This is a genomic window from Oscillibacter valericigenes, from assembly GCF_021531915.1.
Lineage (GTDB): Bacteria > Bacillota > Clostridia > Oscillospirales > Oscillospiraceae > Oscillibacter > Oscillibacter valericigenes_A.
Window position 1 is genome coordinate 25,320 of the sequence record NZ_JAFBIV010000017.1, and the last position, 12,826, is coordinate 38,145.

The 12,826-nt window shown below is 63.0% G+C and carries 11 protein-coding genes; 4 read left to right on the forward strand and 7 right to left on the reverse strand.

Annotated elements, in window-relative coordinates:
• Positions 1–61: 61 nt before the first annotated feature.
• Both pyk and JQM66_RS10325 read right to left on the reverse strand, forming a co-directional pair.
• The gene (gene pyk, locus JQM66_RS10320; RefSeq protein WP_235229793.1) at positions 62–1,801 is read right to left on the reverse strand and encodes a pyruvate kinase; all 1,740 of its coding nucleotides are present in this window, start codon (positions 1,799–1,801) and stop codon (positions 62–64) included.
• Between the two features lie 431 nt (positions 1,802–2,232).
• Positions 2,233–2,655: an HIT family protein gene (locus tag JQM66_RS10325; protein ID WP_235229794.1), complete on the reverse strand. Its 423-nt coding sequence runs from the start codon at positions 2,653–2,655 to the stop codon at positions 2,233–2,235.
• Between the two features lie 296 nt (positions 2,656–2,951).
• Between JQM66_RS10325 and JQM66_RS10330 the strand changes: the two genes are divergently transcribed.
• The 4 genes from JQM66_RS10330 to JQM66_RS10345 all read left to right on the forward strand — a co-directional run bounded on the left by JQM66_RS10330 (position 2,952) and on the right by JQM66_RS10345 (position 8,024).
• A complete protein-coding gene (locus JQM66_RS10330) occupies positions 2,952–3,722 on the forward strand; it encodes a cyclase family protein (protein ID WP_235229795.1) in 771 nt (256 codons plus the stop codon).
• An 83-nt stretch (positions 3,723–3,805) separates the two neighbouring features.
• On the forward strand, positions 3,806–4,414 hold the full coding sequence (locus JQM66_RS10335) for a peroxidase-related enzyme (protein ID WP_235229796.1): 609 nt from the start codon (positions 3,806–3,808) through the stop codon (positions 4,412–4,414).
• Positions 4,415–4,423: 9 nt separating this feature from the next.
• On the forward strand, positions 4,424–6,373 hold the full coding sequence (locus tag JQM66_RS10340) for an oxidoreductase (protein ID WP_235229797.1): 1,950 nt from the start codon (positions 4,424–4,426) through the stop codon (positions 6,371–6,373).
• A gap of 148 nt (positions 6,374–6,521) precedes the next feature.
• On the forward strand, positions 6,522–8,024 hold the full coding sequence (locus JQM66_RS10345) for a DUF1576 domain-containing protein (protein ID WP_235229798.1): 1,503 nt from the start codon (positions 6,522–6,524) through the stop codon (positions 8,022–8,024).
• A 45-nt stretch (positions 8,025–8,069) separates the two neighbouring features.
• Here the strand turns inward: JQM66_RS10345 and JQM66_RS10350 are convergent, their stop codons facing one another.
• The 5 genes from JQM66_RS10350 to JQM66_RS10370 form a co-directional block, all read right to left on the reverse strand.
• Entirely contained in the window at positions 8,070–9,335 is a 1,266-nt protein-coding gene (locus tag JQM66_RS10350) for a cation:proton antiporter (protein ID WP_235229799.1), read from the reverse strand.
• A 188-nt stretch (positions 9,336–9,523) separates the two neighbouring features.
• A complete protein-coding gene (locus JQM66_RS10355; RefSeq protein WP_235229800.1) occupies positions 9,524–10,363 on the reverse strand; it encodes a DegV family protein in 840 nt (279 codons plus the stop codon).
• A gap of 143 nt (positions 10,364–10,506) precedes the next feature.
• Complete coding sequence (locus JQM66_RS10360) at positions 10,507–11,076, reverse strand: ATP-binding cassette domain-containing protein (RefSeq protein WP_235229801.1); 570 nt, start codon at positions 11,074–11,076, stop codon at positions 10,507–10,509.
• Positions 11,076–11,846: an ABC transporter permease gene (locus JQM66_RS10365; RefSeq protein ID WP_235229802.1), complete on the reverse strand. Its 771-nt coding sequence runs from the start codon at positions 11,844–11,846 to the stop codon at positions 11,076–11,078. Before JQM66_RS10365 ends, JQM66_RS10360 begins: the two co-directional genes overlap by 1 nt.
• A 24-nt stretch (positions 11,847–11,870) precedes the next feature.
• Positions 11,871–12,826: ABC transporter substrate-binding protein (locus tag JQM66_RS10370; RefSeq protein WP_235229803.1), on the reverse strand; the 956-nt coding region annotated here is incomplete at its 5' end.

Here is a 12,826-nt window from a genome sequence, read left to right on the forward strand (position 1 = left end):
AATACAAGGAGGGCGCCCGGCCGGGCGCCCTCCTTGGCGCATGTTATGGAACGTTTTGCTTTTACTGGGGCATGGTCTGGACCACGCCCCGGCCGCAGTCCACACTGACCATGATGCCGTCGGTGAGGCGGCGGGTGGCGTCCACGGCACCGATGATCACCGGCTTATCCAGGGCCAGGCCGATGGTGGCGGTGTGGCACTCAGCGCTGCTCTCCTCCGTGATGACGGCGGCGGCCTGCCGGATATAGGGCAGCATGTCATTGGTGGTGTAGGGCACCACCAGCACGTCTCCCTCCCGGAATTTCTCCGCCACCTCTTCCGCCGTCCGGCAGACGCACAGGCGGCCGCTGGCCTTCTTGCCGCCGATGCCGGTGGCGTTGATGAGGGAACCGCCCACCTGCCGGACGCGGATCATGTTGGTGGTGCCGGCCACGCCTACGGGCACGCCGGCAGTGATCACCACCAGGTCCCCGGTCTTGACGATACCGGCCTTCTCCGCGGCCTCCACGGCAAATTCCACCAGCTCGTCGGTATTGCTGGCATAGGGCATCATGACGGCCTCCACGCCCCAGTAGAGGCTCATCTGGCGGCGGACCTGCTCGTCCAGCAGCAGTGCCACCACATGGGTCTGGGGCCGGAAGCGGCTGACCATCTGGGCGGTGACGCCCCGCTGGCTCACCGTCAGGATGGCGTCGGCGCCGATGTCCATAGCGGTGGTGCAGGCGGCGTGGGCCATGGCAGCGGTGATGGACAGCCGCTCTCTGCCGGAGACCTTCAAGGGCCGGCCCCGCTCCATGTTGGCCTCGGTGCGGCGGGCAATGGCGTCCATGGTGTGGACCGCCTCCACGGGATACTGGCCCGCGGCGGTCTCGCCGGAGAGCATGATGGCGGAGGTGCCGTCATAGATGGCGTTGGCCACATCGGTGATCTCCGCCCGGGTGGGCCGGGGGTTCTCCATCATGGAGTCCAGCATCTGGGTAGCGGTGATGACCGGCTTGCCGCAGGCCACGCACCGGGCGATCATATCTTTCTGGATGACGGGGATCTCCGTGAAGTCGATCTCCACGCCCATGTCGCCCCGGGCCACCATGATGCCGTCCGCCACGGACAGAATGTCCGGCAGGTTGCTGACGCCCTCCCGGTTCTCGATCTTGGCGATGATGCGGATGTGGGAGTTGTGCTGGTCCAGGATCTGCCGCAGCTCCCGCACGTCGGCGGCAGTGCGGACGAAGCTGGCGGCGATATAATCGAAGCCCTGCTCAATGCCGAAGAGGATATCATCCCGGTCCCGCTGGCTCAAATAGGGCATGGACAGCCGGGCATCGGGGATGTTGACGCCCTTATTGTTCTTCATGACGCCGCCGTTGAGGACCCGGCACCGGATGGTGGTGGGGGTTGTCTCCAACACGGTCATGCTGACCAGGCCGTCGTCCAGCAGGATGCTGTCCCCGGCCTTCACATCGCCGGGCAGGTCGCTGTAGGTAATGGAGCAGCGGGTCTCGTCGCCCTCCACATCGGCGGTGCAAAGGGTGAACTCAGAGCCCTCCTTCAGCTCCACGGAGCCGTTCTTGAAGGACTTCAGCCGGACCTCGGGCCCCTTGGTGTCCAGCATGGCGGCCACGGGCAGGTCCAGCTCCTCCCGCAGATCCTTCAGCTGATCCAGCCGGGCCTTGTGGCCGGCGTGGTCCCCGTGGGAAAAGTTGAACCGGGCCACGTTCATGCCCGCCAGCATCATCTCCCGCAGGACGCCCTCCCTGTCGGTGGCGGGGCCCAGGGTACAGACGATCTTGGTCTTTCTCATATGGATTCCACCTTTCTGTAAGGTAATCGTTTTACTAACATTGTGAATGATATCACACTTTTCTCCCGGAGAAAAGAAAAATGTTTGTAAACTCCGGAAATTTCCGAAAAAAAGCGCGAAGAGGGCGTTCCGCTCCTCTTCGCGTTCAGGCTGTCAAAAAGTCCGCGGACTTTTTGACAGCCTGAACAATGCCTCGATTTTCTGACCGCACCGCGGCCCGAAAATCCACCGCTTCGCGGCGCAAACGCCTGCTGCGCAGGCTTTTTGCAGGCATTTGATTCAACACGAGGGGCTCCCGCCCCTCGTACTCCCCTGCCAAACGGAACCCGCTGCTTCAAGCAAAGTTTTTTCGATAAGCAGAGCGCGAAGAGGGCGTTCCGCTCCTCTTCGCGCTCCGTGTCAGATCGTCTTCCCGCTTTTGCGGTAATCGTTCAGATGCCCAGCTTGGCCTTCAGGGCGGCGATCATCTCCTGATATTCGCCGTCGGTCAGGTGAACGGGCTCGGGGTTGGTGATCTGGAAGTTGCCGCCGAACTCAAAACCGCCCTCGTACTTGGGCACGATGTGGAAGTGCAGGTGGGGATTTGCGTCACCGAAGGAAGCCAAGTTCAGCTTGGTGCAGCCCCACAGCTCCTTCACCGCACCGGAAGCCCGGGCCAGATCGTCGGCGAAATCCGCCACTTCCTGAGGTGCGCACTCGCACAGCTCCTTCTTGTGGTCCTTCAGCGCCAGCACGCAGCGGCCCTTGTGTGCCTGGTCCTTGAAAAGATACAGGGTGCCGGCCTTCATGTCGCCGACCTTGAACATAATGGCCTCCCGGCCCTCGTGGTGTTCGTCGCAGTAGAAGCAGCCCATGGATAAAACCCTCCGTTTTTGATCTTGTTCATACAGGGCGGTCCGCCCTGTCCCTACCATACAACCAATGATGCCCCCCGTCAAGAAAAAACGTTTACCTGAAGCTCATTTTTCAAACTGCCGGCCAATGTGTCGAAAAGGCGGACACGCTCTCGCCCTTTTGTGCGTGCAGCAAACGCGTCGCATGCAATTTTTCCGATAGCCTGTATACTTTTTCCAAGATAGCAAGGCCCGTCCAACGGGCCAGTGGAGAGAGCTCCCTCCGCTGTCAATCTGCATTCAAGGAGGAACCATCTATGGCAAATCTGACCTTATGGGAAACCGTGAAGGAACTGAAGTCCCCCAAGTACAAGTGGGTGGACCTGACCCACGAGCTGAGCCCCGAGACCCCGCACTGGTACGGCTTCAGCCCCCTGGAGTCCAAGCTGCTGTTTGACTATGTGGAGGGCACCCCCGACGACATGATGGCCCCCATGCGCTGCTTCCAGATCAGCGTGGCCAGCCAGTACGGCACCCATGTGGACGTTCCCCGCCACTTCTGGGGCAACGGCCGTCCCATGAACGAGATCACCGTGCAGGAGATGATGTATCCCCTGGTGGTCATCGACAAGTCCAAGGAGTGCGCCGAGAACCCGGACTTCATGCTGACCATTGACGATATCAAGGCTTGGGAGGCCGAGTACGGCCAGATCCCCGAGGGCGCCTTCGTGGCCTTTCGGTCCGACTGGCACAAGAAGGCCAACCTGGACAACCCCGACGAGAACGGCGTGCCCCACTATCCCGGCTGGGACAAGGCCGCCATCCAGTGGCTGGTGGAGGAGCGGAACATCGGCGCCATCGGCCATGAGCCCGCCGACACCGACCCCGGCTTCGTCACCACCAAGGAGGGCGCTTATCCCTATCCCGGCGAGCAGTACATCCTGGAGGCCGACCGCATCCAGATTGAGGTCATGCGGAACCTGGACCAGGTGCCTCCCGTGGGCAGCCTGATCGTCTGCGCCTTCCCCAAGCTGAAGGACGGCGTGGGCTTCTCCGCCCGGTGCTTTGCCATCTGCCCCGCTGAATAATTTCTGCATCCAAGGACGGGCGCGGCAGATGTCTGCCGCGCCCGTCGATCATATATTTCATATCATTTTAGGAGGAATTACTTATGGCTCTGGAATTTGATGAACAGCTCTCCCGCCTGGAAAAGCCCGACCGGGACGACATGACCGACAAGGAATATGCGGTCTTCAATCAGAACGTGGAATTCATGGAGAAGAACTGGGGCTTCATCAACAACCTGTTCAAGGTCCTGCCCCTGAACGCCTCCCAGTACATCGGCTTCCTGAACTTCAAGGGCTCCCTCTTTAACCCCGAGACCTGCTACCTGTCCAACGCCGACAAGGAGATGATTGGCGTGGTGGTGTCCTCCGTCAACTGCTGCTCCTACTGCCTGACCACCCACGGCGACGCGCTGCGGGGCTACACCAAGAATCCCATCCTGGTGGACAAGCTGAGCTACAACTTCCGCTCCGCTAAGGATCTGCTGACGGAGAAGCAGTACGCCCTGTGCGAGTACGCCTGGTACGTCACCAAGCATGCCGACGAGATCGGCGCCGACCAGATCGAAAAGCTGCGGGCCGTGGGCTTCAACGACCACGAGATCCTGGAGGCCGCCTATGTGGCCGGCTTCTTCAACTATACCAACCGCTGGGTCTCCACCATCGCCCCCATCGCCAATCCCGACCACTTCAGCCACAACCGGAACTTCGACTAAGGGGACATCATGGCATACGAAAAGCTGTTTACCCCGGGCCGCATCGGCCCGCTGACCATCCGCAACCGGGCGGTCATGTCCCCCATGGGCACGGATTTTGCCGACACCAACGGCAACGCCAGCCCCCGGCTCATCGCCTACTACGCGGAGCGGGCCAAGGGCGGCATCGGCCTCATCATCAACGAGTACACCGGCGTGGACGATGTGGACTCCATCCCCACCCAGCACAACCTGCGGATGGCCCAGGACTACAACGTCAAGGCCGCCGAGGAGCTGACGGAGACGGTCCACATGTATGGCGCGAAGATTTTCGCCCAGCTCCACCACGGCGGTGCCACTTCCAAGAGCGCCTTCACCGGCCGCCAGAACCTAAGCCCCAGCGGCGTCCCTATGACTCCCGCCGGAGAGGTCCCCCGGGAAATGACGCTGGAGGACATCAAGCGGGTGCAGGACAAGTTCATCGCCGCTGCCGTCCGCTGCAAAAAGGCGGGCTATGACGGCGTGGAGCTCCACGCCGCCCATGGGTATCTGATGACCCAGTTCCTCAGCGAGTATTACAACCGCCGCACCGACCAGTACGGCGGCTCCCTGGAGAACCGCTGCCGCTTCATCGACGAGGTCATCGCAGGCATCCGGGCCAAGCTGGGCAATTACCCCATCTCCGTCCGCATCTGCGGCGACGAAATGACCGACCACCCCGGCTTCTGGAATCTGGAGGGTGGCCTTGCCATCGCCAAACACCTGGAGGCCCAGGGCATCGACTGCATCAACATCTCCAACGGCAGCTCCTGGAACGGCAACGCCAACTGCGAGCCCTTCTCCTACACTCCCGGCTGGAAAAAGCACGTTGCCAAGGCCTTCAAGGAGGCCCTGTCCATCCCCGTCATCGCCACCAACACCATCAAGGACCCGGACTTTGCCGAGCAGCTGCTGGAGGAGGGCGTCAGCGACTTCGTGGCCCTGGGCCGCAGTCAGTTCGCGGACCCCGAGTTCGTGAACAAGGCCAAGGCAGGCCATCCGGAAAAAATCCGCAACTGCATTGCCTGCATGTACTGCCGGGAGCGGCTGCTGGGCAATGCCATGCCCGTCCAGTGCGCCCTGAACCCCCGACTGGGCCGGGAGTACCGCTACCGCTGGCAGGATCTGCAGAAGAACGGTGAGGGCCGTCCCGTAGTCGTCGTAGGCGGCGGTCCCGGCGGCCTGGAGTGCTCCATCATCCTGGCAAAGCGGGGCTTCGCCGTGACGCTGCTGGAAAAGGGCGAGACTTTGGGCGGCACGCTGAATATCGCCAAGCTGCCCCCCTTCAAGGCCAACATCCAGGGCACCATCGACGTGCTAGCCCTGGAAGCCCGGGAGGCCGGTGTGGATATCCGGCTGAACACGGAGGCCACCCCGGAGCGGGTAGCGGCCATGAATCCTGTGGGCGTGTTCCTGGCCGTGGGCGCTCCTCCCGTGGTGCCGAAGTCCATCCCCGGCATCGAAAAGGCGGTGCTGGCGGAGGACGTCATTCTGGGCAAGGTTCGGTGCGCGGGCGACGTGGCCCTCATCGGCACCGGCCTGACGGGCCTGGAATGTGCCGAGATGGTGCTGGATCAGGGCCACCAGCTCACCATGGTGGAGATGAACGCCACCGTGGGCCAGGGCATCTACAACGTGGTGTTTAACGACATCATGAGCCGCATCACGCCCCACAGCCCCACGATTCTCACCAGTCACCAGCTCACCGCCGTCACCGACAGCGGTGCGGAGGTGAAGGACCTGTCCACCGGTGAGACCAAGACCGTCGCCGCCGGAACGGTGGTCCTGGCCCTGGGCACCCGGAACCAGGCGCCCCTGGCGGCAGAGTTTGAGACCGCCGGCCTCTCCACCGTGCTGGTGGGCAGCGCCGAGACCCCGGGCCGCATCGCCGGCGCCATCCGCGGCGGCTTTGAAAAGGCCTGGGTCTTTGAAGCGGAATAAATATCCCAAAAAAACGGAACAGCCGAAGGGCTGTTCCGTTTTTTACTATCCCTTCGTAAAAATCCCGTTCATTTTTTTCTTGCCCTGGCGTCCAGCTCCGATTATAATAGTATTGTTAAATCAAAAACAATGACAAGGAGGACCGCCATTGCAAAACCGTTATGACAGAATTTTCCCCGGCACCATCGCCGCCTCCATTCTGCTGATGCTCCTTGGCGTGGCGCTGGACGATCCCGCCAACATCCTGCCGGGACTGTACCACATTGTCACCATGCAGGACCTGCTGATCACCGACTACGTTCACATTGCCGGTGTGGGCGCCACCCTGGTCAACTCCGGCCTGGTGATGATCATCTCCATTCTCATCATCAAGCTGTCGGGCGACCCCTTCAACGGCTTTACCCTGGTGGAGATGGGCCTGATGGCGGGCTTCTCCCTGTTCGGCAAGAACGTCCTCAACATCTGGCCCATCCTGCTGGGCACCTGGCTGTATGCTAGATACCAGAAGGAGCCCTTTGCCAAGTACGCCTCGGTGGGCCTGCTGGCCACCTCCCTGGCGCCGCTGGTGAGCTACATGTCCCTGGGCAGCATCCATGCCAGCCTGCCTCTCGGCATCCTCACCGGCGTGGTGATCGGCTTCATCCTGCCCTCCCTCTCCGCCTATACATACAAGATCCAGAACGGCATGAACCTGTACAACATGGGCTTTGCCTGCGGTCTGCTGGCCATGATGATCGTGCCGGTCCTCACCGCCTTCGGCGACAAGCCCGACTCCGTGCTGTACTGGGCGGAGGGCTACAACAAAACCTTCTCCATCCTTCTGCTGGTGCTGTGCGCTGTCTTTATTCTGACCGGTCTCTTTGCCACCGGCTCCCCCGCCTGGGCCGTCTGGGCCGGCTACCGGCGGCTGCTGTCCACAACAGGCCGTGCCCCCAGTGACTATCTGCGTATGTTCGGCGCCGGTCCGGTGCTGATCAACATGGGCGTCAACGGCCTGCTGGGCATGGCGTACATCCTTCTGGTGGGCGGTGACCTGAACGGCCCCACCCTGGGCGGTATCTTCACCATTATCGGCTTCTCCGCCTTCGGCAAGCACGCCTTCAACATCCTGCCCGTCATGATCGGCGTGGCCCTGGGGGCCTACGGCATGCACTACACGCCGGACTACCCCTCTTTGCAGCTGGCGGGCCTCTTCGGCACCACCCTGGCCCCCATCGCCGGCCACTTCGGCTGGCCCTTTGGCATCCTGGCGGGTTTCATCCACTCCGCCCTGGTGCTGCAGACCGGCGGCCCTGTGGCGGGACTGAACCTCTACAACAACGGCTTCTCCGGCGGTCTCATCGCCATCGTACTGTATCCCACCATCACCGCCATCGTCCGCCACCGCCGGCCCAAGCTGCGGGACGAGGACTACTACGACCTGTTTGAGGAGAGCGCTCCCATCGACGTCTCCACCTGGCGTACTCACGTCAAGGACCACACTCCCCGGCACCCCGGCCATCCGGCAGATTCCACCTCTACCATGCCAGAGGACGAGGATCTGGAGCCTGTCAGTGACGTGACGCCCAGCCGCTTCCCCCATATGATCGACGACGAGGACAGCGACAGCTTCGGAATCCACAGCCACGTCTCCGACGAGCAGCCCTTCTGATGAAACAAATCACCCTCGGGACCGATGGTCCCGAGGGTGATTTGTTCAGGCATTCTTTTTTCTGGCGGAGGTCTTGCCTTCCGGACGGATCTCTCCAGCAGCCAGCAGCGCCCACTTGGTCAGAGTGGGGCCAACCAGCTCATAGACCAGAACAGAGAACAGAATGATGCTCCGCACCATGCTCCCGTCCCCAGGCAGAGACTGTGCGGTCAGGGCCATGCCCAGGGCCACGCCGGCCTGGGGCAGCAGGGTGATGCCCAGGTAGTTCCGGGTCTCGGGACTGCAGCCGCAGAGGGCGGCGGACCCGAAAGCGCCCAGGTATTTGCCGGCGGAGCGGGAGACGATATAGGCCACACCCAGCAGCAAAACCGCCGGATCTTTCAGGATAGTCAGGTCCAGCTCCGCGCCGCTAAGGACGAAAAACAGCACAAACAGCGGCGTGGTCCAGCCATCCACACGGCCCATCAGTTCCTCGGAAAAGTCGCAGATGTTGCAGAAGACCGTACTCATCATCATGCACACCAGCAGTAGGGAAAAGCCGCAGTGGACACCGCCCACGGTAAACTCCGCGGAGGAAACCGCCACCGTCAGGGCCACGCAGCCCACAGAGATGGAAAGCCGCTTGCTGCGGGAGTGAAAATACCGTTCCAGCCGGTCCAGCAGCAGTCCCATCAGGACGCCCAGCCCCAGGGAGAGCGCGATCTCCACCAGGGGCTCCACCACCACGGATACCACGCTGACGGCGCCGCTGGTGAGGGCGGAGGCCACGCCGAAGGAGACCGCGAACAGCACCAGGCCCACCGCGTCATCAATGGCCACCACCAACAGCAGCAGCCGGGTCAGGGGACCGTCAGCCTTGTACTGCCGGACCACCATCAGGGTCGCGGCGGGAGCCGTGGCCGCCGCAATGGCGCCCAGGGTCAGGGCGGCGGCAGCGGAGATCAGCTCGGGCTTCCAGAAGTGGAGGCCCAGCAGCACCACATCCACTAGGGCCGTGGTCAGAACTGCCTGCAGGATACCGATGATGATAGCAGCCCGGCCCATCTGCCGCAGCTGCTGCAGCCGGAACTCATTGCCGATGGCAAAGGCGATGAAGCCCAGGGCCGCCTGGGAAATGGCGTTGTAAGCGGATACCTGCTCCAGGGAAGCGAACCCAAGGCCCTCCACTCCCAGGGAACCGATGCAGAAGGGCCCCAGCAGCAATCCGGCGATCAGATAGGCGGTGACGGCGGGCAGCCCCAGCTTTTTGGCAAGGCGGGACATCAGCAGGCCTGACAGCAGGCAGATGGACAAGGTAAATAAGGCAGCCACGGCAGATCCTCCGGAACATACACAATTCTTTGCACGAGTAACTGCGAGGATACCATATTTTCCCCTGCGGTACAAGATTCACAATTTGTGAAAGCAACCCATTTCCGTCAGAAAGTTTTGTGCATATCTCCAACTCAAAAGAACCATCCACGCGTCAAACGCGTAGATGGTTCTCCATATGATACTCTTTACTTGCGCACCAGCAGCAGGCCCAGGGTGCCGGGGCCGCAGTGAGAAAAAATGGTGCAGCCCGCCTTGGCCTCGATGATCTCGCCGAAGCGGCCATCGGCCTGCAGGTACTCTCTGGCAATAGAGGCCAGGTGGTCGTCCTGGCAGGTGTCCACCAGGATCACGCGGCTGGTGTCCAGGTCCGTGCGGCCCTCCAGCCGCTCCCGCACATAGTCCGCCACCACCTTTTCGATGGAGCCCCGGTACTTTTTCACCACTGCCAGCTTGCCATCCACCACCTCGATGCAGGGGTGCAGCTTCAGCAGGTTGGCCCCCAGAGCCGTGACGGCGGAGCAGCGTCCGCCCTTCTTCATGTAATCCAGCCGGTCCAGCACGAAGCTCAGCTCCAGCCGGGCGGTCATGTCCTCCAGCAGATTCAGGATCTCGCTGACGCTCTTGCCGGCCTCCGCCGCCTGGGCAGCGGCCAGGACCATCATGCCGTGGCCCACAGAGAGGTTCTCCGAGCTGACCACGCTGACGCCTGGAATGCCCTCCGCCGCCAGCCGGGCATTCTGGTGGCAGCAGGAAAAGCCGGGGCCGATGTTGATGTGGATGACCGCGTCGTACTTCTCCATCTGCTCCCGGAACAGCAGCTCATAGTCGGCGATGTTCACCGCGTTGGTGGTGGTGATGTCACCGCCGGCATCCACATGGGCGGCGATGTCGGCAGTCCGGATGTCGATGCCGTCCCGGTACAGCCGGTCCCCCTTCACAATGCCCAGGGGAATGACGGAAATGTTGTGCCGCTCCAGCAGGTGCGCCGGCAGGTCGCAGGTGCTGTCAGTGGTAATTTTGATCATACGTATCTCCTTTTCGGCCAGGTGCCGTAATCGTTTTTCTGAAAGGTCGGCGTATTATACCACAGTTTCGCCAAAAAAACCAGTCCTATTTTGCGGCAGCATAAAAAAGGAGCCGCCCCAGTGGGACAGCTCCGGGTACGCACTCACAGCCGCAGCAGGGCGGCGTCCAGGTCCGCCGCGTCGCTTTCGTCGTGGGTCACCAGCAGGACCGGCTTTCCCTCCGCCGCCTGCCGGACGCAGGAGAGGGCTTTTGCCCGGTTCTCTCCGTCCAGGCCGGTGAAGGGCTCGTCCAGCACCAGCACATCCGAGGGGGCCAGCAGAGCCCGGGCCAGGGCCAGACGGCGCTTCATGCCGCCGGAGAAGTCCCGGACCGGCTTGTTCCCCACGTCTCCCAGGCCCAGTTCTGCCAGCAGGGCGGCGGCTGTCTCCTCCCGGTAGTCCTTCCCCAGGACGAACCGCAGGTTCCCCATGGCGTCCAGCTGTTCCAGCAGCCGGTCCTCCTGAAAGACCGCCGCCCAGCGGCAGCCATTGGGTACCCGCACCGTGCCGCTGTCGGGCCGCTCCAGCCCCAGCAGGATGCGCAGCAAGGTGGTCTTGCCCGCCCCGGAGGGTGCCATGAGGCAGGTGACGCCGGGGCCTGCCGTAAAGTTCACGTCCCGCAGCACCGTCTCGCCGCCGTAGGATTTGCAGAGGTTATGTACCTGTATTTCCATCAGCCGCCCGCCTTTCGTACCAGCGCGTCCACCAGCGCCAGAAACAGCTTTTCAAACACCACGGACACCGCCACGATGACGGCGGTCCAGGCGAAGAGGTCCGGGGTCTGGAAGTAGACCTTGGCGCTGTACAGCCGCTCTCCCATAGAGCCGCCGGGCAGGCCGATCACCTCCGCCGCGATGCCCGCCTTCCAGCACAGGCCCAGGCCCAGGGACACCGCCGTGCGGAAATGGGGCAGCACCGCCGGCAGGTAGATGCCCCGCACCTGCCGCCCCAGGGGCACCCGGAACACCCGGGCCATCTCCAGCAGCCTGACATCGGTCTGGCGGATGCCCTCCAACACTCCCAGGTATACCGGAGGGAATACCATCAGGAAGGCGATGAAGCAGGAGAGGGACCGGCTGTCCAGCCACACCAGGGCCAGGATGATAAAGGAGGCCACGGGGACCGCCTTCACCACTGCCACCAGGGGACTCAGCAGCTCCCGCACCCACCGCCACCGGGAGGCGGGGATGGCCAGCAGTGAGGCGGCGCAGCAGGACAGGAAGAACCCCCCGATGATGCGGAGGGCGGACCAGCCGATGGCCCGCCAGAAAGGCGCCGTCACCGCCAGCTCCCCCAGCCGCAGCAGGGCGGAGACGGGGGAGGCCAGCAGCAGATGACCGTTGGTCCACAGGGCGGAGAGGGCCATGCTGGCCCCCTGCCACACCAGCAGCCAGAAGGCCACCGCCCAGGGGCGTATGGAATTTTGGGCGGGGCGCTTCGGCATAGGGGTGGTCCTCCCTTTCAAAAATCAGTTTGCAGCGTTGTAGTAGAAATCCTCTCCCGGCAGCTTGCCGCCCACGGCGGTGGGCTCGGCGTCAAAGAGCACCTGGAGATAGCCAGAGAGCCGGGCTGCCAGCTCGTCCCCGGTGACGCAGACGATGTTGCAGTAGGGCAGGGCCTTCTGTGCCACAGGCGCGGCCTCAATGATGCCGAACTGGCTGATCAGCTGGGCGGCGTCGGCGTTGTTACCATTCACCCAGTCCACAGAGGCGGCGTAGTCCTCCAGGAAGGCCGCCACGGCGGCGGGATGCTCCTCCACGAAGGACTTCCGGGCCACGACCACGCCGGTGATCATGCCGGAGCCGTTGTCCAGGGCATCCCACTCGGCGGTCAGGTCCAGGGCCATCCGCAGACCCTCGATCTTGGTCTGGGCCACGGTGACGAAGGGCTGGGGCAGCAGGGCGATGGTGGCGGCGCCGGAGGCCAGAGCCGCCACGCACTCGGCGTGCTCGCTCTTCCAGTCGATGACCACGTCCTTGTCGGGGTCGATGCCGTTCTCCGTCAGCAGGTAGCGCAGGGCGTACTCCGGGGTGCTGCCCTTGCCAGCGGCCACGATGGTCTTGCCCGCCAGGTCCGCCATGGACTGGACCGCGTTGCCGTTTTCCACGATATAAATCACGCCCAGGGTGTTGACGGCCAGGGTCACGATCTGGCCCTCAGTCTTGTTGTACAGCACGGAGGCCAGGTTGGCGGGGACGCAGGCCATGTCCAGGTCGCCCTTGATGAGGGCGGGCGTCACCTCGTCAGCGGCGCCGGCCAGGGTGAAGTCATACAGGGGGCCGTCGGCGGACTGGGGATCGTCGCTCATCAGCTTCACCATGCCCATGGCGGTGGGGCCCTTCAGGGCGGCGATGCGGGTGGTGACGGCTTCCTCGGCGGGGGTCTCCTGGGCAGGGGTCTCCTGGGCGGGAGTCTCCTGGGGGG

Excerpts from the sequence above, each read along its gene's own strand:
- pyk (WP_235229793.1), bottom strand. The coding sequence starts at position 1,801 with ATGAGAAAGACCAAGATCGTCTGTACCCTGGGCCCCGCCACCGACAGG.
- JQM66_RS10325 (WP_235229794.1), bottom strand. The coding sequence starts at position 2,655 with ATGGGCTGCTTCTACTGCGACGAACACCACGAGGGCCGGGAGGCCATT.
- JQM66_RS10330 (WP_235229795.1), top strand. The coding sequence starts at position 2,952 with ATGGCAAATCTGACCTTATGGGAAACCGTGAAGGAACTGAAGTCCCCC.
- JQM66_RS10335 (WP_235229796.1), top strand. The coding sequence starts at position 3,806 with ATGGCTCTGGAATTTGATGAACAGCTCTCCCGCCTGGAAAAGCCCGAC.
- JQM66_RS10340 (WP_235229797.1), top strand. The coding sequence starts at position 4,424 with ATGGCATACGAAAAGCTGTTTACCCCGGGCCGCATCGGCCCGCTGACC.
- JQM66_RS10355 (WP_235229800.1), bottom strand. The coding sequence starts at position 10,363 with ATGATCAAAATTACCACTGACAGCACCTGCGACCTGCCGGCGCACCTG.
- JQM66_RS10360 (WP_235229801.1), bottom strand. The coding sequence starts at position 11,076 with ATGGAAATACAGGTACATAACCTCTGCAAATCCTACGGCGGCGAGACG.
- JQM66_RS10365 (WP_235229802.1), bottom strand. The coding sequence starts at position 11,846 with ATGCCGAAGCGCCCCGCCCAAAATTCCATACGCCCCTGGGCGGTGGCC.